Below are 21,357 nucleotides of genomic sequence, written 5' to 3'. Positions count from 1 at the left end.
TCTAACTCTCTAAAAAATCAGGCAAAAGTTTGCCTGATTTTTTTTATCTACTTGCAGTAGATTGATATTATCCAAAAATATCTAACCCTGCCCATAATAAGCATTTTGTCCATGCTTACGGAAATAGTGTTTATCCAATAATTCTTGTTGGATTTTTATGCCGACATTTAGATTGCGTGTAGCTAATGCCATAGCAGCGACTTCTTCCAAGACAACAGCATTATGAACAGCATCATCTGCATTTTTTCCCCAACTAAAAGGACCATGTCCGGATACCAATACACTAGGTATTGCCAATACATCAATGGATCGTTTAGTAAACTCTTCAATAATCACTTTACCTGTATTGAGTTCATAATTGTTAATTATTTCAGTTGGTGTTAACTGGCGAGTGCAAGGAATATCTCCATAAAAATAATCTGCATGAGTTGTACCTAAAGCTGGAATATCTAACCCTGCTTGAGACCAAATTGTTGCGTTTCTTGAATGAGTATGAATAACTCCACCAATTTGTTCAAAAGCCTTATAAAGCTCAATATGCGTTTGTGTGTCGCTTGAAGGATTAAGTTTACCTTCGACTTTTTTACCATCAAGATCGACAATAACAATATCATTCACTTGCAACTTATCATAAGCGACTCCTGACGGTTTGATAGCAATAACACCGTTACTTCTGTCAATTGCAGATACATTCCCCCAAGTAAATGTCACAAGCTGATAATAAGGTAATAATAAATTTGCTGCTAAAACATGTTCTTTTAATTCAGTAAACATATTAACATCCTGTTTGATAATAAATAAAACATCAGGAATAAACATAAAACAATATCAATTGTTCTAATATAAACCTCAATAATCATCTCCAATATGACGAAGTTTTTTACCTAACATCAGATTTTTTTCGATACGTTCCAATGAAATATTTTTGGTTTCAGGTACAAAGAAAATTACAATGAAGATAAATAAAACATTCATGCCGGTATATAACCAAAATGTTTGAGCAACACCTATATGATTTAATAATGTAAGGAATGTTGCACCAATTATCATATTTGAAATCCAATTGGTCGCAGTTGAACAAGTCACACCAAAATCACGGCTTTTTAAAGGTTGAATTTCAGAACATAAAATCCACACCACTGGTGCTGCACTCATTGCATAACCACCAATACACATAATTGCCATTCCAACTGCTGCATAGGATGTAAATGATGATGGATTACCATTTTCGATAAGTTGCAAACAAATACCTAGTACTAATGTACCTAAAGCCATAATACCAAAACCAACTTTTAGAATTGGTTTTCGTCCTAACTTATCAACAGTAAAAATTGCAATAAATGTAGCTAACACAAAAGTAAGACCAACAATAATTGTAGCAATCATTTGTTGCTGGGTACTTTCAAATCCTGCAAGGCTAAAGATTTTTGGTGCATAGTACATAATAATATTCATACCAGTAAATTGTTGCATCGCTTGTAATGCCATACCAAGATAAACTGTTCTGCGTACATTTTTGTTTGCTTTAAACAGTGTCCAGCCTTCCTGTTTTTCTTGTAAACTATCCTTGATATCATTAAATTCTTGTTGAATTTTTACAGGATCGCTACGAATTGATTTTAAAACTTTCTCAGTTTCATTTAATCGTCCTTTTGATGCCAACCACCTAGGACTATTAGGCAGGAAAATCACTACTATAAACAATATAATTGCAGGTATAGAAATGATACCAAGCATCATTCGCCAATCACCTGTGTAGCTAAAATAGGTATCTGATAAAAATGCAACTAAAATACCAATTGTGACTAAAAGTTGGTAAGCAGCAATCATCTTACCGCGAATGTTTTCTGGCGCCATTTCAGAAAGATAAAGTGGCGCCGTATAGGATGCAATACCAACAGCAAACCCCAAAATAACTCGCCAGACTAAAAGAACTTCTACATTAGGTGCTAAAGCTGATCCAAAGCAACTTATAATAAAAAATAAGGCGCCCGCTAATAAGCTATATTTTCTACCTAAATAAAAAGATAACCAACCATTGGATAGAGCCCCCAAAGCAGCTCCTAACATCATTGAACTCACTACCCACTCTTGTAGCTGAGTCGTTAGTTCAAACTGAATAGTAATAAATGGTAAAGCTCCCGCAATTACACCTATGTCTAGACCGAATAGTAGACCGGCCATTGCAGCTGAAAAGCCGATTAGAAAGGTCATTTTTTTTGCAGAATTTATTTCCATTTTATTCGTTGTTAAAGACGTATTCATATCCACCTCTTTATTCCCTTTATTCTGTAATTTTGATAATAATTGGAAAAAATATTTCCAATCATTGAACTAAAATAAATTTATCAAGCATAAGGATTACAATACGCAATCTCATTCCAACGTAACTCATTCCTGAAATCATCGATTCGAGTACTTTCGTCAATAACCAACAGTTCAATTTTATGCAGTTGCGCATAAAGTTTAAAATAATCCATAGAAAGTGCTTGGGTATAAACAGAATGATGTGCTGCTCCAGCAAGAATCCAGGCTTCAGCTGATACTTTTAACGATGGTTTTGGTTTCCAAACAGCACATGCTACAGGTAATTTTGGTAGTGCATAAGGTTGCTTGATTGTCTCAAGTTCATTAGCGACTAATCTAAAGCGGTTACCAATATCAATTAAACTGGCATTGATTGCTAAACCAGGTTTTGCAGGGAAAATAAGTCGAGCAGGATCGGCTTTACCACCAATGCCCAAATGTTGAATATCAAGTAAAGGTTTGACATCATCATCTATGATAGATGGGCAAACTTCTAACATATGTGAGCCGACAACTAACTCATTACCTTCAGTAAAATCATAGGTATAATCTTCCATGAATGCGGTGCCGCCAGAAAGTCCTTTGGCCATTAATTTCATTGTGCTTAGTAATGCTGCGGTTTTCCAATCACCTTCACCTGCAAAGCCATAACCTTTAGCCATTAATCGTTGGACAGCAAGTCCTGGTAATTGTGCCATACCGTATAGATCTTCAAACGTTGTGGTAAATCCGCCATAATTACCTTGTTTAAGGAATTGCTCAATACCTAATTCGATTCTCGCTGCGTCAATTAAGTTTTGTCTTTTCTCTCCACCAATTTGGGCGACGGGAGCAAGTTTATAAAGTGTTTCATATTCATCAATTAGCTGGTTGACATCACCATCAGCAATTGAGTTAATGACCGAAACCAAATCACCAACTGCATGAGTGTTGACTGAGTAACCAAATTTAATTTGTGCAGAAACTTTATTTCCTTCTGTTACAGCAACTTCGCGCATATTGTCACCAAATCTAACGATTTTCATGGTTTTTTCTGCATTAATTGCCACACAAACTCGCATCCATTTCCCAATTTGCTCATGAACATCTTTATCTTTCCAGTAACCAGTTACCAGAGAATGAGGTTGGCGCATACGAGAACCGATAAAACCAAATTCACGTCCTCCATGTGCAGTTTGGTTAAGATTCATAAAATCCATATCCATTGAATCCCACGGAACGACTTTATTAAATTGAGTATGAAGTTGTAGAAGAGGTTTTTGCAGATGAGTTAATCCATTAATCCACATCTTAGCTGGCGAAAATGTATGTAACCATGTGATTAATCCAACACATTTTGAAGAATAATTTACTTCCTGACAAAGGTTATATATATCCTCAGGTTTTGTTGCGAGTGGTTTGAGAACAATTTTAACGGGTAGATTTGCTTCATGATTAAAGTAATCTGTTACTTCTTGAATATTTCTTTTAATTTGTTCAAGTGATTCTGGCCCATAAAGGTGTTGACTACCTGCAACAAACCAAATTTCAGCTTCTGAATAAACAAACATAATGGACTCCTTTATAATTTATTCATATTTTTTAAATTAAATTAAGCGTTATAGTTGGGCTCACTAGATGCTGACCAAACTAAATACTTTCTATATAATTCTTCATATTTAGGGACCCTGTTTTCATCAGGGGTAAAGGTGGTTTCTAGCTTACTAGACATGCTACTTTGAGCGGTGGAAATATCGGCGTAAACATTGGCCGCTACAGCCGCAAAGATTGCTGCACCTAATGCACAACATTGTTCTGAACTCACAACGGTCAGCGGTTTATTCATTACATCTGCACAAGCTTGCATAATAACCGGGGATTTTTTAGCTATTCCTCCTAAAGCGACAATTTCATTAACAGGCACATCTTGATTAATAAAGCATTCCATAATTGCTCTAGCGCCAAAGGCTGTTGATAAAACCAAGCTTCCAAATAATGTTGCAGCATCCGTTGAAATCGTTAAATTGGTTATAACACCTTTGATTCGTTGATTGGCATAAGGGGTTCGTCTACCATTAAACCAATCAAGCGTTATAGGGATTGTGTCTAGATTTGGATTTTCTGCCCAAGCTTGAGCAATATCATTTAATAATTTATGCTTTAACTCCTTCACTATTGGTTGAGATTCTGGTGAGATTGAAACTAACTTTTCAAGAGGCCAACACAAGAGTTTTTTATACCATGCATAGATGTCTCCAAAAGCTGATTGCCCAGCTTCAAGACCTATATAGTTTGGTATCACACTACCATCCACCTGACCACAAATGCCTTTAATTGAACGATTATTTATAACGTTTTGTTCGGCCAATAAAATATCGCAGGTAGAGGTGCCAATTACTTTAACTAATGTATAAGGTTTTGCACCCGCACCAACGGCACCCATGTGACAATCAAATGCACCACCAGAAATTACGGTCGATGTTGGTAATCCTAATTTTTCTGCCCACTCTTGGGTAATAGTGCCCACTTTATGATTAGCGGTATAAGTCTTTTCAAATAGAGGATAAGGTAAGTTATTAACTAAACTTGGGTCGAGTTTTTCAAAAAACTCATAAGGGGGTAAACCATTCCATTCTTCGCTCCAAAAACATTTGTGACCGGCAGCGCATCGACCACGCTTTATTGCATTTGGCGCTGTCGTTCCAGAAAGTAAAGCGGGTACCCAATCACAGAGTTCAATCCAAGATGCAGAAGCATTTTTTACAGCACTGTCTTGACGAAAAATATGCATAATCTTCGCCCAAAACCATTCTGAAGAATAAACTCCACCACAATATTCCAAATATTTAGAGTATGGTTCAGTTTTGCACACTCTATTAATTTCTTCAGCTTCGTGTACCGAGGTATGATCTTTCCATAAAATAAACATTGCATTAGGATTGTTCATAAATTCTGGTTTTAAAGCTAACACATCGCCATTTTCATCAATAGGTGCTGGGGTAGAACCTGTTGAGTCCACACCAATAGCAACTATATTTTGTGCATCAGATTTAAGTTGATTGACAACAGATTGTATTGATTGAGTCATTGACTCAATGTAATCAAGGGGATGATGCCTGAACTGATTTTTTTGCGGATCACAAAACTGGCCCTTAGACCAGCGTGGGTAATAAACTACTGCTGTAGCTAACTCTTTCCCATTTTGACAGTCGACCGCTAAAGCTCTGACAGAATCACTACCAAAATCCAATCCAATGGTTATTTTTTTATTCATCCGCTAACACCTCAAAGACTAATTAAATGGAGTTTTTTGGAAGAATAAATAATTATCGATAAAACAAGTAGGTATGTTGTTGCTATAAATATAGACGATTCTGCACACCTAATTTGTTTTGTGATGTAGATCTCACAATTATCACTATTCAAAAAAAATTTTTATGTAAAAATAAAATAGTTTCAAAAAATTGGTGATGACAAATGAGCAATAAACAACAAAATAACCCTTTGTTACCTGGTTATTCATTTAATGTCCATCTTGTATCTGGTTTAACACCGATCGAAAAAGAAGGAAAATTTGATTTTTTCATTGATCGTCCTAATGGATTAAATGGTTATATTATTAACCTCACTTATGCAGGCCAAGGTACTATTTATCGTGATGATGAATCATTTAATTGTTATCCCGGTGACTTTGTTCTTTTTCCTCCCAAAGAACCCCATTTATACGGACGTAAAGAAGATGAGAATAATTGGTTTCATTTTTGGGTATATTTCAGACCAAAATCAACATGGAAATATTTATTAAGTTGGGAAAACCGATTAAAAGAAACGGGATTTTATCGCCCTAATACCCAAGTAAAAGATGAACTAGAACAGCTATTTATAAAAATTGTCGAGGTAGGGCAATCAAACACGATATATTCTGAAAATTTAGCTATGAGCATGTTAGAGCAATTCTTGATACGTTGCGCACAAGAGACTTCTTGCACTAATCCTCCTAAAATAGATACCCGAGTACTACAAGTTTGCAACTATTTAATTGATACTCTGGATGAAAATAATTTTACGCTTGATATCGTATCGCAGAAAGTGTGTTTGTCGACATCGCGAATTGCTCATATATTTAAAGACCAGATTGGTATGTCTATTGGAGAATGGCGACAAGAGCAACGGGTAAATCGTGCAAAACTGTTATTGCAAACCACTAATATGAGTATCGCAGAAATTAGCCGTTCAATCGGATTTGATGATCAACTTTATTTTTCGCGAATCTTCAAAAAAAGAATTGGTCTATGTCCTCAAAAATATCGCAATAGCACTCGAGAACAAAATGAAAGAAAAATCCAAAGTGTAAACTCGCTTTACTTTTATGATAAGCAAAATGACCATATCATTGAATAAATACAAATTATTAGGTAATTATTTTTTCAGAAAGTTAATACTAAACATCGCTCCTCGTTTTATATATAATAGCCGCTCACAGACTTGGATTTAGAATATCAATTTCGGAGCTTTTTCATGCAGCAGTTTCGTCCTATCCGTCGTGCTTTACTCAGTGTTTCTGATAAAACAGGAATCATTGAATTTGCTAAAGCTTTATCTGAACGTAATATTGAACTCCTTTCTACTGGTGGCACCGCCAAACTTTTAATCGACAACCACATTCCTGTTACCGAAGTATCGAATTATACGGGATTCCCTGAAATGATGGATGGTCGAGTCAAAACGTTACATCCTAAAATACACGGTGGCATTTTAGGGCGTCGAGGGATTGATGACGAAGTGATGCAACAACATCAGATCGCACCGATTGATATGGTGGTTGTCAACTTATATCCTTTCGCGAAAACGGTAGCTGACCCAAATTGTAGTTTAGAAGATGCGATAGAAAATATTGATATTGGCGGACCAACTATGGTGCGATCTGCAGCTAAAAATAATAAAGATGTCGCCATTGTTGTTGATTGTCAGGACTATAGCACAATCATTGATATGTTAGATAAACAGCAAAATTGCCTCTCTTTCAAGTATCGATTTAGCTTAGCAATAAAAGCATTTGAACATACTGCTCAATATGACGGTATGATCGCTAACTATTTTGGTAAACTTGTACCTCCATATTATGGCGATACTGAAAAGCCTGCTGGTGAATTCCCTCGCACTTTAAATCTACAATTTGTTAAAAAACAAGATATGCGATATGGCGAAAACTCACATCAACATGCAGCTTTTTATGTGGAAGAACATCTTGAGCCAGGTTCTATTGCTACTGCCAAACAAATACAAGGTAAAGAGCTATCTTATAACAATATTGCCGATACCGATGCGGCATTAGAATGTGTAAAATCATTTGATGAACCAGCTTGTGTAATAGTTAAACACGCTAACCCATGTGGTGTTGCGGTGAGTGATAACATCTTAAATGCCTATCTTAATGCTTTTAAAACCGACCCAACTTCTGCCTTTGGGGGCATTATTGCTTTTAATCGTCCATTAGATGCTAAAACAGCCCAAACTATTGTTGATAAACAATTTGTTGAAGTAATTATTGCACCATCGGTTGATCAAAACGCTTTGGCCATTACACAAACGAAAAAAAATGTTCGAGTATTAGAATGTGGCGAATGGCCAGCGAGCACAAAAGCCAGTTTAGATTTAAAACGCGTTAATGGCGGATTGCTTGTACAAGATCGTGATTTAGGTATGGTAACCAAAGACCAATTAACGGTAGTTACCAAACGACAACCGACTGAAAAAGAGTTATCTGATGCACTATTTTGTTGGAAAGTGGCAAAATTTGTGAAATCTAATGCTATTGTTTACGCTAAAGATAAGATGACTATTGGCATTGGTGCAGGGCAAATGAGTCGTGTTTATTCGGCCAAAATTGCTGGAATAAAAGCACAAGATGAGAATCTAGAAGTTGCTGGTTCAGTGGTGGCTTCTGATGCATTCTTCCCGTTTAGAGATGGTGTTGATGCCGCGGCTGCGGTTGGTGTCACCTGTGTTATTCAGCCGGGTGGTTCAATCCGTGATGACGAAGTAATTCAAGCCGCTAATGAGCATAATATTGCCATGATCTTCACCAATATGCGTCATTTTAGGCATTAATTATAAAAGTATTGAAAGGACCTTGTATGAAAGTATTAGTAATTGGTAATGGTGGGCGCGAACATGCTTTAGCTTGGAAAGCAGCACAATCGCCATTAGTTTCTAAAGTGTTTGTTGCACCAGGTAATGCAGGTACCGCACTTGAGCCAAATTTAGAAAATATCAACATTAAAGCAACAGATATTGCTGGTCTACTCAACTTTGCTCAAGAGCAACAAATAGACTTAACTATTGTTGGACCAGAAGCGCCATTAGTGATTGGTATTGTCGATAGTTTTCAAAAAGCTGGATTAACTATCTTTGGTCCTTCAAAAGCGGCTGCTCAGCTAGAAGGATCAAAAGCTTTCACTAAAGATTTTTTAGCTCGACATAACATCCCAACTGCTGAATACCAAAACTTCACAGAAATAGAGCCAGCCATTGCTTATATTCGTCAAAAAGGCGCACCAATTGTGATAAAAGCTGATGGTTTAGCGGCAGGAAAGGGCGTGATTGTTGCCATGACACAAAAGGAAGCCGAAGAGGCAGTACACGATATGTTAGCGGGAAATGCCTTTGGTGATGCCGGTCATCGAGTCGTAATTGAAGAGTTCCTTGATGGCGAAGAAGCCAGTTTTATCGTAATGGTCGATGGTAAACATGTCGAACCAATGGCAACCAGCCAAGATCATAAACGTGTTGGTGATGGTGATACTGGTTTGAATACTGGTGGAATGGGCGCTTACTCTCCAGCGCCAGTAGTAACCGATGACGTCTTCAATAAAGTTATGGAAGAAATCATTTACCCAACCGTCAATGGCATGGCAAAAGAAGGCAATGTATATGTTGGTTTTCTTTATGCCGGATTAATGATTGATAAACAAGGAAATCCTAAAGTAATCGAATTCAATTGTCGATTTGGCGATCCTGAAACTCAACCAATCATGATGCGAATGCAATCAGACCTAGTTGAGCTCTGCTTGGCTGCCACAAAGGGCGAACTAAATACAGTAAAATCAAAATGGGATATAAGGCCTGCTTTAGGTGTAGTTCTTGCTGCTGGCGGATATCCAGGCGATTACAACACCAAAGATGTTATATTAGGTCTACCTACTGAAACAGATAATAATTGCAAAATCTTCCATGCCGGCACCTGTTTAGAAAACGGTCAAGTCTATACCAATGGTGGGAGAGTTCTATGTGTTACAGCTTTAGGCGATAGTGTTTCAGACGCTCAAAAACGTGCGTATGAACAAATTAAAAGTATCTATTGGCATGGTTGTTACTATCGTCATGATATTGGCTATCGAGCTATTGAACGCGAAAAAAATAAATAAATTTCAAATAAATAGCGCTATATAGCGCTATTTTTTTATCTACCATTAAGCCAAAAAAAGTTGAGGAACGGGGTTTTTAAACCCTAAAAGTTTTTTGTGGTTTGAAAATAACCTCAAAAACCCCTCTCCTCAACTTTTTTTGCCTTGTTTTAATGACAAGAAATTACAAATTATATTCTTTTAATCACAATTGAGGTGTTAATTCCGCCAAAAGCAAAGTTATTAGTTTGAAAATATTCAATATCTAAATTTCGTCCTGAACCAACGATATAATCCAAATCACCACATTGAGGATCGACATTATTTAAGTTGATAGTTGGATTAAACCAGCCAGTATGCATCATTTCTAATGTTAACCATGCCTCTATCGCGCCACATGCACCAAGAGTATGACCAAAATAGCTTTTTAAAGATGATATTGGGGTTTTATTACCGTAGATATTGGCAACAGCATTACTTTCAGCAATATCTCCACGAGCAGTTGCGGTACCGTGAGCACTGATGTAACCAATTTGGCTTGGATCTAAACCTGCATCTTTGAGTGATTGTTCAATGCAATATTGGATTGTTTCTTGCCTTGGTTGGGTAATATGACTCGCATCACAGTTAGTTTTAAAGCCTATAATCTCACCATAAATTTTTGCTCCTCGAGCCATGGCGTGTTCATATTCCTCTAAAATTAATGCACCGGCTCCTTCACCAATAACTAACCCATCGCGATCCCGATCGTATGGTCTTGGTGATAACTTTGGTGTGTCATTAAGTTGGCTTGTAGCAAATAAGGTATCGAAAACAGCTGCTTCCGAAGGGCATAACTCTTCGGCTCCACCTGCTACCATGATTTTTTGCATACCGTATTTTATAGCTTCATATGCATAACCTATAGCTTGACTTCCAGATGTACAAGCACTTGATGTGGTAATTAATCGACCTTTTAAACCAAAAAATAAACCTGTATTAACTGCAGTTGTATGTGGCATCATTTGAATATAGGTCGTTGCGGTGATGTTGTTAGTATGCTTTTCATTTAACATGGTTGCAAATGATGCAACGGGTTGAGTACTACCTGTTGATGACCCAAATGCAATACCTGTATCTCCATTAGTTAGTTCAGGTTCATCTAGTAATCCTGCCTTTTCTAATGCGATTTCAGTTGCTTTAGTTGAGAGTAATGATACTCTTCCCATTGAGCGAATCTTCTTCCGTGTATAGTGATCTGGTAAAACAAAATCATCAATTGGGGCACCAAGTTTGGTATGCAATCCATCGTAAATTTCCCATTCTGGCATATATCGAACTGCATTTTGAAGTTGTTTTAGTTTGAGCTCAACATCATCCCATTCATTACCAAATGCGGTGACGCCACCTGCGCCAGTTATGACTACTCGTTTTGTCATACCATTCCTCCATTAATAGAAATGACTTGTCTTGTTATATATCCCGCATTATCTGACATTAAATAACTTGCAAGTCCTGCGACTTCGTCAACGTGTCCCATTCGTTTAAGAGGGATCATGTTCATTGCTTCTTTTAAAGCGATTGGTTCCATATCTAAAATACCCGTGTCTATTAGACCCGGGGCAATGCAATTGACGGTAATTTTTCGTTTAGCTAATTCAAGTGCCAACGCTTTGGTTGCACCAATTACGCCTGCTTTGGCCGCGCTGTAATTGACTTGACCACGATTTCCAACGATGCCAGAAACTGATGATATAACTATAATTCTTCCACCATTACGTAGTCCAATCATGGGCATAATACAAGGATGTAATACATTGTAAAAACTATCAAGATCGGTATGAATTACAGCTTTCCAATCATCTTGTGTTAAAGCAGGGAAAGCACCATCACGGATAATACCTGCATTATTAACAACACCGTAATAAGCTCCATATTGTTCAGTATCTGCTTCTATCATTTGCTGACATTGCTCAGTGTTGCTTACATCAAATTGAATTAGTCTAGCTTTTTGGGTGGTTTGTTCGATAATTTTTTGAGTTTCAATCGCCCCTTTTTTGTCACTATGATAATGTATGACGATATCAAAACCATCGGACGCTAGTTTACAGGCAATTGCTTTACCAATTCCTTTGCTTGCTCCAGTTACAAGTACTGTTCGACTCATAATTGTTATCCTTTTAATCGCTGGGAACCAAAAAGTTGGTCTAATTCACTAGGATCAGGTTCATAAACATTTAATTTACCTGATGCAACACATTGTTGATTTATACTGATATCACAATCAAAGTTAGCTAGTTTAGAATCAAAAAGAACTAAATTGGCGGTTATAATTAATTCACTATTAAGCTCAAATGAAGGTAAATTGGTTTTTATTGCTCGCCCTCCAAGTAACATGCCTAATTGTGGTGAGTGATTTTTTTTGGAATCATGATATCCATTCCAAACACCAATAGTTTGTGCCATTAATTCGATAGCATAAAAATTGGGTAGCTGATAATTATCAGTTAAAAATGGAGAAAGTATGCCATCTTTGGTAACTTGAACACTGCAAATGCATTGTTTTTCATCGACTAAATGAACTTTCTCAATCATGATCATGGGAGTTCTGTGTGGCAAATAGTAACTTGCTGATTGATATTGCATTATACTTTTCCAATAATTAGAGATGCATTATTGCCACCAAAAGCAAAAGAGTTTGACATAATGATTGGTGTTTGTAGCATCATTTTTTCTGTAACAATATTAATTTTATCTAGATTTTTATCATAAGGTGATACTGAAAAATCTTGCTGGGGTAAATTAATATTTTGTTTAAGTAATAAGTAACTAATTGCCAATTCAGTAATAGCTGCGCTACCTAATGTATGTCCTGTTAAATGTTTTGTTGAACTACAATAAGGTAAGTTTTGCTCAAATAATCGATAAACAGCTCTACTTTCAGCTTGGTCGTTAAGCACCGTTGCCGTGCCATGTAAATTAAGATAGCCAATCTGATTTGGTTTTAAGTTTGCATTTTCTAATGCCATTTCCATCGCAACTTGTGCTCCTATTCCTTCTGGATGAGGGGAGGAAATATGATAAGCATCGGATGATTCACCTACACCTAATAATGCAATATCACTTGATTCTTCTTTAGTTATTAACATTAATCCACTGGCTTCACCAATGTTTATGCCGTTACGGTCTTGTGCAAATGGCATACAGGGATTATTCGATAGTGCTTCAAGCGCATTAAAACCATTTATTGGCATTCTGCTTAAACTGTCAGCACCACCGACAATGGCAGCATCAACCAATCCTGATTCAATCAGTCGTTGGCCACTTATTACGGCTTTTGCACTAGATGTACAAGCAGTGGAAATGGTATAGCTAGGACCTTGTAAATTGAGTAATTCTGTTAAAAAACACGATGGATTACCAAGTTCTTGTTGGTGATAATAGAAATGGGGTTGACAATGATGTGTCTTTAAATAGTGCTCAATGTTAACGTCGCCTTCGTGTATTCCAGAAGTACTAGTCCCCATTATAACCGCAATTCTTTTTGGTCCATATTTTTCGATAACTTGTTGTATCTGCTGTTTAATTTGTAAATATGCAGCATAAAGTAATTGATTATTTCTTGTCGCATATTGCGTCAAATTGTGAGGAATGGAGGGAAGCTCCCCCGTTACTTTACCTAACCAAGTATTTTGGCCATTTAATAACCAACCCTTTTCTTGAGTCAAGTAGTGCTTTGCACAATAATTTTGGGATAAATTATCGATTATCTGTTGTTTGTCGTGTCCTAATGTGTTTATCGCGCCAAGCGCAGCAACATAAATCATCTATTCCATACTCTTAATTGTAATTTGATAACCAAATATAGCATGTTGAATTTTAATTGGTTTTCTAATGTCTGTTGAAGATTTTTGGTTATAAGTTATCTTAATGATTGTTTGTTTTTTATCATTGACAAGGGTCCTAAATAAGTCGTTATCAATGAGTTGCCAATTCGCCGGTAATACGTTTTGCCATGAAATTGTTGGTAATATGCTTAGCATTATGTCTGATAATACTTGCTCAGGAGGGGGAAGTTGCTTAACAAATATATGTTGTTTTGCTTTAACTTTACTACCGTCGTATTCAATTTCAAACAAACGAATACCTATAGTGGATAACCCAATTACTTTCAATTGGTTATCTTTGATATCAACGATTACTATTACCGAGTTTTCTTGATTGTTATATTTAAAGGTTAATAGTTGTTGATCGTGATAGTCTTGAGTTAGATTTATCTTAGGCAAGTTAACTTTGGTTTCTTTGGTTAACCAAGCTTCTGATTTAGGTTGGGACGAGCAGGCTGAAATCAACATACTTAATAATAAAAAAGTTAAATATAAATATTTCTTCATCCTTTTATCCCTGATATTTCTTGTCTATTATTGATGACTAGTGGTGCAAATAAAAATGCTGTAAAAATACCGCCAGTTAATACTAATCCAAATCCTTTTATGGCAACGGTATGGCTTATTATTAATAACCCAAAAGATAATATAGTAGTCAATGCCGCCATGCTTACTGCTAATAATGCACTTTGGTTTTGGCTTTTATTGTTGCTCAAAAATAGACTATAGTCGATACCAATACCAATAACAAGAATTAGTGCTAACATTGAGAATAAATTAAGAGTTTGATTGGTTATGCCATTAATAGCTAATGCTATACCTGTTGATAATAATGTAGGTAATGTGCTTTTTAATGCAGCTTTTAAACCATATTTGCGATGATAGAAGATAAAGCAAGAGCAAATAAGAATCACAGCACCAGCAATCAGCTGGGATAATTGTATTCGGTAATGGGCAAACATAGTGTTAAATTCTTCACGGCGATCAAGCCAATAGATTCCTTTATCTACTTCCGATAATTTTTTTATTTCAATGATATTTTTAATTCCATTTATTGGAATTAAAGTCGCGCTTTTTCCCGTTGGTAAGGTTAACCAAAGTAGTTTTCGACCTTGGCTAAGTTCACTTTGTTGCCATAGTTCTGGTGTAATAATTGGTTGTTCAAAAGTAGGTAAGTTAGCCTTAATTCCCATTTGTGTTAAAGAGGATATAATTTCAGGACTATATTGTTTAACAAATTCGATATTTTCTTGCTGTTTTTGGAATGAAGGTAAGTTTATGCTCTGATATTGTTCAAAATAACCTTCTGATTTTGCAAGTTCAAGTTTAGGTAAAAATTGTTCAAGTCGTTGTAAGGTTTGTTCAGCTGTATCACCAAAAACAACAAACCATTTTTGATCTGTTGTTTGACGGGTAATACTGATAATTTTTTGTTCTTGTAGTTGTAATTGTTCTGGCAATGCTTGTAGTTTGGCAATATCGTCATCAACTTTTAAATTAATAAACCCATAACCGATAAATAATAGAGCGATTGATACCATTATCAATTGCATCTGTTTATTTTTCCATAAATTTAGCCAGCTACTTAGTAACTTATAACCAACATCTTCACGTACTGGTAATTTGTTAACGAGCAGAGGATACCAGCATATTACAGTTAAAAAAGCACCGAGTAGACCAAAAACTGCAAATATTGATAATTGCTTTAAGCCCGGGAACGGCGCAATTAATAAGATTAGATAAGCAATAAAACTTGTGCATAACGCTAACGTCAAAGTTGAAATGAGTTTTTTTAAACTTGCATAAGGTGATTCTTGATTACCATGTAGCAGTCGTTCAGTTAAGTAGTGCAGTGAATAGTCGACAGTTATTCCTATTACACTAGTACTCATAACAATTGTCATTATGTGAATTTCACCAAATAGGCTTAAAACAGCCACTAAACCACAAATAATTCCAACAAAAATTGATAGTATCGATAAAATAATTGGTCTTATCGATCGAAATACACTAATTATCAATATGATAATGCCTATAATTGATAAGCTACCGATGGTTGTTATATCATCTATAGCTTCACTGCTTGCGTAATCACTATAAAAAAGCACGCCTCGTTTTAAAATTTCAACATTTGGCCACTTTTCATGTAATTGTTTGGTAAGTTCATTTAATTGTGTGGTAATTTGGTGAGATTGGCTCATGTTAAATGATGAATCATTTAACTCTGCAAAAATCATGTACCATTGATTGCCTTGGTCATCTTGTCCTAATAACCAATTATTTTGAATGGTCAACCCACCTGAGTTAGTCAGTTGATTTAATTGAGATGAACGAGTTAATAATAATGGATCATTTTCCAATTCAGTTGCACTTATTCCGCTAAAAGGAGAATATAGCTGGCTTTTTATCCAATTCAGCTGAGTGCCATTTTTTAATCTTTCACTAGTTTTTGAGTCCAGTAGCTGATAACGATATTGAAAAGCAAATTTTCCCCAATTTTTTTGAAATGTTTCATCAAAATAACCGTTTACTTGGCTAATAAAAGATTGTTTTTTTAGGGTTTGATACCACCAATTAACTGGTTCTAATTCGCCATTAGTGGGCTTAATCAACCAGACAAGTTGCCTATCTAATCGATTTTGAAAACCATCAATAAGTTCAGTAGGAACATTGTTGGTTTGCTCTTTAGGTAATAGAGATAAAACACTACTGTTGATTTTACTATTAGCTAAAAGGTAATAAGCAGCAAGAATCAGACAAGCGACCATCATCAACCATAAGATTGCTCTTCTTTTTAATGTTAATTGATTATCTGAATAGCAATTGTTCATCTTGATTTAATTTTGTCGTTTTATGATTTTTGAATGTAAGCTCTGTTTTGTCATTTTGCATATCATTAATAGTGACTTTTTCTAAATAGGATTTTCCACTAAGAATAATTTGTTTAAAAATTTTATTTAGCGGTGCTAATTTAGGTTTTAGCGTTAATGTCCAAATATTATTTTGTTCGGTGACTGTTATATCAAAATTATTTTCAAGCATCTCTTTATCTGCAGTGAAAATTGCCGTTAATAAATGATTAAACTGAAATAGCTGAGGTTGTTTTTCTGCAGTTATTATTTCTGGAGTTTGGTCTTCTATGCGTTGTTCCATTCGCTGTTGATTCATTTTCAATGTCATAGCAAATGGTGTATTTTGTTGCCACCATAGACCTAATTCCTTAGATATTATCATCTTTCCCGTTGAATGGATGGGTGAGGTTAAACCATTAATATAGCGATCTTGGGTAAAATCAGCTCGAACAACTTGGTTTTTGCTAAATAGCAGTTGTATATCACTTAGCGTGATTGCACTCGTTATTGTTGAGAAAGTTAATAATAGTGTTGTTGCGAAAGCAACTAGGCATTTGTTCATTTAATTAATCCAAAGCAATTCAAAAATATATCAGGTGTAACAAAACACATTTCCTGAGTATCTGTAGAGACCGCAACTTGAGTTGTGTAGCCAGAAGTTGTTTTTTTACCAGTTTTTTTATCTTTTATTAGGTAGCTAATTTTTATGCGATGCTCATATTCTTCTAGTTTGGCAAAGATTTCTAAAGTTTGTTCTGCAAGGGCGGGTGCTGTATATTTTATTCTTGCATCGACAATAGGCCAAATATAACCCGAATCAACCATTTCTTTATAACCATAATTAAATTTTCGAAATAATGCTTCGCGAGCTTTTTCAAAAAATTTAAGATAATTACCATGCCAAACCACGCCCATGGCGTCTGTGTCATGGAAAGATGGTTTATAGTCGATGGTGATATGACAGTGATTAAAATTATTCATTTTTATTATTCGTTATTTCAGGTGGATTAAATTGCCAAAAATCGAAAAAATTGAACCAATCAAGTGGTGATTGTAAACAATAATATTCTAATCGATTGGCATAATACTCAATTGTTTGTTCTAGTTCCGCTTGTCTATTTTTTCTAGATAACTTTAGCTCATCAGTAAAATGTTCTAGATATATTTGGAATCGACCATTGGGTTTTAATCCCCAACAAAAGTAAACGGGGAACTTTAATGCAGAAGATAGTATAAATGGCCCTTTAGGAAAAGGTGCAGGTTTACCAAGGAAATTGGCCCAAACAATAGCATTTTCTGGCACTCTTTGGTAAGGATTAATTGATGTTCTGTCAGCAATGATAGCTACCCATTCACCAGCTTCAAGCTTTTGTTGCAGTATTATGGCAGTATCCGCTCCTAATGTAGCAACTTCTATTAGATTGATTATTGAATTTTGATTAACCTGTTTTAATACTTTGTTAAATCGTACAGCATTACCTTTATGCACTAAAGCATTTATTGTCACATTATGGGATAATTCTGCTAGTGCTCGACACATTTCAATATCACCTAAATGTGAACAAATTAAGATAATCCCCTTTTTTTCAGAAATTAGTCTTAAATATTCGCCTTTGTTTGGTGAATAGATATCATCAAGCTTAATATCGCCTTGCCAACTGGCTAGTTTATCTAACAGTGACTCACCAAATTGTTGAAAGTGTCGGAAAGAGGTTAATTTTTTCTTTTCAATCAATGGCACATTAGGATATTGTTTAAGGATTTTTTCTAAATATGCTTTGGATGCTTGTCGTTGTTTTTTCCCTGTTAACCAGAAATAACTGATAACTGGGAACATGAACATTTGAGCAACACGTCTTCCTAGAAGGCGATAAAGCATTAAAATTAATTTGATCCCCATTAAACCTTTGCGTTCGTCAGTTTGAGACCAGTGACTATCTTTATTTTTCTTAAGTCGGTTTTGTTTTATTAATGCTGGAATTCGTGGCAACATGCCAAAAAATAGTCGAGTATGCATCCAAGTAATTAATAGGTTATCTTTGAATGCGTTAAAGTGAGAAACACCATCAGCGGGATAAGTGACATGTGTTGGTACAAAAATAGAATCAGTACCTTGCCAATATAATCGAACCATTATGTCGGTGTCAAAATCCATTTTTTTACCAATTTGTTGTTGACTGATGAGGTGACAAGTCTGTTTTAATGGATAGACACGAAACCCACACATGCTGTCCTTAATATTAAAACTTAAGGTTTCAATCCATACCCAAAAATGGGTAATATATCGCGCAATAAGTCGGTGTTTAGGAACTGAATCATCATAGATAGGACAACCAGATATTAAAGTGTTGGGATTTAATTGTGATTGTTCAATAAGCTGTTTGACAATTTGGCTATCATGTTGGCCATCAGCATCTATCTGAATGGCATAAGCAAAACCATGATCTAATGCGTGACTAAAACCACACATTACTGCCGCACCTTTACCTTCATTTTTAGTTAAACGCACTAAATTGACCCATGCATATTGTTTTGCTATTTCTGTCAGTTTTTGTGCATGTTCATACGAGCTACCATCATCAATTAGAAAACAAGTCAATTGATAATGTTCAATATTTTGTAAAACACGCGGTAAAGCATCACTATGATTGTAACAAGGTATAATAAAGCAATAGTTTTTTGATAGCGAAGGCTCAATTACTGACATAGTGTAAGCTTTCCTGTACTTGCTATGTTGCCATGCTGTGTAATAAAACTATAAGTGAATTTTAGCTTATTTTCATTCCAGAGTAGCGTTAGTTTTAGGCGATCATTAGGTAATATTGGCGATTGAAATTTTACCACCTCGATGGACGATATTGATAAGTTTGGATTAATTAATTTTTGGGCATAACCAATTACCCAATTAACCTGAGTCACACCTGGTAACACTGGTTGTGTAGGAAAATGTCCTTTAAACCAAAAAAGATCTGGCGGTATTGTGATTTCAATATTAGCTTCTGTTTCAGTTTTACTAATGCTTATTTCGTTGGGAAACTCTTTTTTCATATCTTATTTGGAGTATCGAATAATGCTTTTAAGTCAGTATATGTGCATTTTCCTTGCAAATTTTCCGGAAAACTTTCAATAAAACGCCATTTCTTAGGTATTTCAACTAATGATAATGTATCTTTAAGTAAATGTCGAAAATATTGTGTAAGTTTGAAATAATTAAAGTTATCTATTTCCTTACTATGAGATGGTTTTATTTTAATGATGGCGGCCAATATTGTTCTATTGTTTTTTTCTAAGGGAATAACAATTGCTTTTTCAACGGCTGTAATTTTATTGATCTGGTTCTCTATATAGGTTAAAGATAGGCGTTGTTCTGCAATTTTGACTATTTTATCCATCCGGCCTTTTAAATAAAATTTAATGTCATCTATTTTTTGTAATTTATCATTTAGTAATTCAGCTTGTGGTAATAAAGGTGATATTAATAATGGTTGTTGATTGGGGGTATATTTTAATTGTAATGGGTAAAAGAGTTCCCAAGGTGTATTAAGCGATTTTTGTTGTCTTTTGGCTATAATACCAGTCTCGCTTGAACCGTAAATTTCATAAGGTAAAACATTGAAATTCTGTAAACAAAATTGGGCATTTTCAAAACTAAGCTCTCCACCAGATGAAAATACACAAGTACAGTTAATAGTAGATAAACTATGATCTAAATTTTTGATAATTGATGGCGTTGTGATGTAAGTAATGTTTTTAGATTGATAAGTTGCTAATTGTTCTTGATAGAGTATTGTTTCACAAACAAAAGGTATTTTGGAGCTTAAAGAAAGCATTATTTTAAAGGTTAATCCATACATGTGCTCATGTGACACAGAAGCAATAAGTAAGTCACAAGGTGAAACTTTTAAATTATCTATTAATATATTAATTTCTCGCTCAAGTTGAGAAATAGATTTTTTAATTGGTTTTGGCAAACCTGTTGAGCCAGAGGTGAATAATGTAAATGATGTTTGTTTAAAATCCGGATTATTTTTTACTGATTTAACTGATTGATGTTGATTAATATTGCTGATGTTGATAATTGGCAAATTAGTTGGCAAATTAATATTTGTAAGATGTGTATCGGTTAATACAGCTTGATAATAGTGTAATAATTCGACATGCCTAGGATTTAGTAAAAGTGGATGCTTTCCTGAATATAAGAGAGCGAGAAATCCTGCAACAAAATTAAAACTATCATCCATGAATAAAACCCAATTTTCTTCAGTATGATTGTCTAATTCATTAACAATTATGCTAATTTGTTGTTTTAGATCTCCAACAGTTAAAGCTAGTTGCTTTCTAAATGCAATTATTTCATTATCTGGTCGTAATAATTGCTCGGATAATAAAACTAATGTTTTGCTTTTTGACGAACAATCCATTCTCCCCCCATTAATAATCCGATAAGAATATAACTTATTAATCCGTTATACATTGTCCACCAATAAATATCATTAATAAGACAAGTTATTAATGCGATTAAACCATTTAGTATGAAAAATAGACACCAACATATAGTTACTTTTCTTGTATAGTTAATTGCACTTGCTGGTAAATTATCATGTTTTAATCTGGCGAATCTTTCGATAATATTTTGTGGTTGATACAATGAATATCCAAAAAATATTAAGAATAGGAGATTTGTTGCTACGGGGTAATAGAGCAAAAATTGAAATTTGTTAAATATCCAGCTGGTTAATGCTAAAAGCAAACCAAAGCAAGTTGTTACTTTTGCTAACCAACCAATATTTGAAAATAAATTAGGTAAGGCGATTAGCCTTAACACTAATAATGCAGCAATGCATAAAACAGCGATATTAATAATTTGATATTTTAAAGATAAGTAAATAACTATCGGATAGCAAAACAGGATTATTCCTGTCATTGCTTTTATTATTAACTTAAATT

At 35.0% G+C, this 21,357-nt stretch carries 18 protein-coding genes and 1 pseudogene; 3 read left to right on the top strand and 16 right to left on the bottom strand.

Annotated elements, in window-relative coordinates:
* Window positions 1-81 precede the first annotated feature (81 nt).
* The 4 genes from J3U24_RS02560 to J3U24_RS02545 all read right to left on the bottom strand — a co-directional run bounded on the left by J3U24_RS02560 (window position 82) and on the right by J3U24_RS02545 (window position 5,560).
* A complete protein-coding gene (locus J3U24_RS02560; RefSeq protein WP_065562459.1) occupies window positions 82-774 on the bottom strand; it encodes an L-ribulose-5-phosphate 4-epimerase in 693 nt (230 codons plus the stop codon).
* A gap of 75 nt (window positions 775-849) precedes the next feature.
* Entirely contained in the window at window positions 850-2,265 is a 1,416-nt protein-coding gene (locus J3U24_RS02555; protein ID WP_267336783.1) for a sugar porter family MFS transporter, read from the bottom strand.
* An 83-nt stretch (window positions 2,266-2,348) separates the two neighbouring features.
* Window positions 2,349-3,857 (bottom strand): L-arabinose isomerase, encoded by a 1,509-nt coding sequence (gene araA, locus J3U24_RS02550; protein WP_267330127.1) that lies wholly within the window; start codon window positions 3,855-3,857, stop codon window positions 2,349-2,351.
* A gap of 41 nt (window positions 3,858-3,898) precedes the next feature.
* Entirely contained in the window at window positions 3,899-5,560 is a 1,662-nt protein-coding gene (locus tag J3U24_RS02545; protein WP_267336784.1) for a ribulokinase, read from the bottom strand.
* 203 nt (window positions 5,561-5,763) lie between these two features.
* Between J3U24_RS02545 and araC the strand changes: the two are divergent.
* The 3 genes and pseudogenes from araC to purD all read left to right on the top strand — a co-directional run.
* A pseudogene (araC, locus tag J3U24_RS02540) lies at window positions 5,764-6,609 on the top strand (arabinose operon transcriptional regulator AraC); the annotation flags it as partial.
* A 195-nt stretch (window positions 6,610-6,804) separates the two neighbouring features.
* A complete protein-coding gene (purH, locus tag J3U24_RS02535; RefSeq protein WP_267336785.1) occupies window positions 6,805-8,397 on the top strand; it encodes a bifunctional phosphoribosylaminoimidazolecarboxamide formyltransferase/IMP cyclohydrolase in 1,593 nt (530 codons plus the stop codon).
* 26 nt (window positions 8,398-8,423) lie between these two features.
* Window positions 8,424-9,713 (top strand): phosphoribosylamine--glycine ligase, encoded by a 1,290-nt coding sequence (gene purD, locus J3U24_RS02530; RefSeq protein ID WP_267336786.1) that lies wholly within the window; start codon window positions 8,424-8,426, stop codon window positions 9,711-9,713.
* A gap of 170 nt (window positions 9,714-9,883) precedes the next feature.
* Here the strand turns inward: purD and J3U24_RS02525 are convergent, their stop codons facing one another.
* The 12 genes from J3U24_RS02525 to J3U24_RS02470 are packed head-to-tail and all read right to left on the bottom strand — an operon-like array spanning window position 9,884 to window position 21,334.
* Complete coding sequence (locus J3U24_RS02525; RefSeq protein WP_220225028.1) at window positions 9,884-11,110, bottom strand: beta-ketoacyl-ACP synthase; 1,227 nt, start codon at window positions 11,108-11,110, stop codon at window positions 9,884-9,886.
* Window positions 11,107-11,838, bottom strand: coding sequence for a 3-ketoacyl-ACP reductase FabG2 (locus J3U24_RS02520; RefSeq protein WP_220225027.1), 732 nt, complete (start codon window positions 11,836-11,838; stop codon window positions 11,107-11,109). Before J3U24_RS02520 ends, J3U24_RS02525 begins: the two co-directional genes overlap by 4 nt.
* Before the next feature lie 5 nt (window positions 11,839-11,843).
* A complete protein-coding gene (locus J3U24_RS02515; protein ID WP_267330130.1) occupies window positions 11,844-12,317 on the bottom strand; it encodes a 3-hydroxy-fatty acyl-ACP dehydratase in 474 nt (157 codons plus the stop codon).
* Window positions 12,317-13,498 carry a beta-ketoacyl-[acyl-carrier-protein] synthase family protein gene (locus J3U24_RS02510; RefSeq protein WP_267330131.1) on the bottom strand — a complete coding sequence of 394 codons (1,182 nt, stop codon included), beginning with the start codon at window positions 13,496-13,498 and terminating at the stop codon, window positions 12,317-12,319. The genes J3U24_RS02515 and J3U24_RS02510 overlap by 1 nt, the downstream gene beginning before the upstream one ends.
* Entirely contained in the window at window positions 13,499-14,065 is a 567-nt protein-coding gene (locus J3U24_RS02505; RefSeq protein ID WP_220225025.1) for a DUF3261 domain-containing protein, read from the bottom strand.
* Window positions 14,062-16,389: an MMPL family transporter gene (locus J3U24_RS02500; RefSeq protein WP_267336787.1), complete on the bottom strand. Its 2,328-nt coding sequence runs from the start codon at window positions 16,387-16,389 to the stop codon at window positions 14,062-14,064. Before J3U24_RS02500 ends, J3U24_RS02505 begins: the two co-directional genes overlap by 4 nt.
* Complete coding sequence (locus J3U24_RS02495; RefSeq protein WP_065562166.1) at window positions 16,367-16,972, bottom strand: outer membrane lipoprotein carrier protein LolA; 606 nt, start codon at window positions 16,970-16,972, stop codon at window positions 16,367-16,369. The genes J3U24_RS02500 and J3U24_RS02495 overlap by 23 nt, the downstream gene beginning before the upstream one ends.
* Window positions 16,969-17,391, bottom strand: coding sequence for an acyl-CoA thioesterase (locus J3U24_RS02490; RefSeq protein ID WP_267336788.1), 423 nt, complete (start codon window positions 17,389-17,391; stop codon window positions 16,969-16,971). The genes J3U24_RS02495 and J3U24_RS02490 overlap by 4 nt, the downstream gene beginning before the upstream one ends.
* Window positions 17,384-19,117, bottom strand: coding sequence for a glycosyltransferase family 2 protein (locus J3U24_RS02485; RefSeq protein WP_267336789.1), 1,734 nt, complete (start codon window positions 19,115-19,117; stop codon window positions 17,384-17,386). The genes J3U24_RS02490 and J3U24_RS02485 overlap by 8 nt, the downstream gene beginning before the upstream one ends.
* Window positions 19,108-19,458 (bottom strand): hypothetical protein, encoded by a 351-nt coding sequence (locus J3U24_RS02480; RefSeq protein WP_065562163.1) that lies wholly within the window; start codon window positions 19,456-19,458, stop codon window positions 19,108-19,110. The genes J3U24_RS02485 and J3U24_RS02480 overlap by 10 nt, the downstream gene beginning before the upstream one ends.
* Entirely contained in the window at window positions 19,455-20,831 is a 1,377-nt protein-coding gene (locus J3U24_RS02475; protein WP_267336790.1) for an AMP-binding protein, read from the bottom strand. Before J3U24_RS02475 ends, J3U24_RS02480 begins: the two co-directional genes overlap by 4 nt.
* Entirely contained in the window at window positions 20,801-21,334 is a 534-nt protein-coding gene (locus J3U24_RS02470; RefSeq protein WP_220225020.1) for a hypothetical protein, read from the bottom strand. Before J3U24_RS02470 ends, J3U24_RS02475 begins: the two co-directional genes overlap by 31 nt.
* Between the last annotated feature and the right edge of the window lie 23 nt (window positions 21,335-21,357).

It is taken from the genome of Gilliamella sp. B2785, from assembly GCF_026537005.1.
In the GTDB taxonomy this organism is placed as follows: Bacteria; Pseudomonadota; Gammaproteobacteria; order Enterobacterales; family Orbaceae; genus Gilliamella; species Gilliamella apicola_E.
The sequence above is the reverse complement of the archived record's forward strand: the minus strand, read 5'-3'. Positions and strand labels throughout refer to the sequence as shown.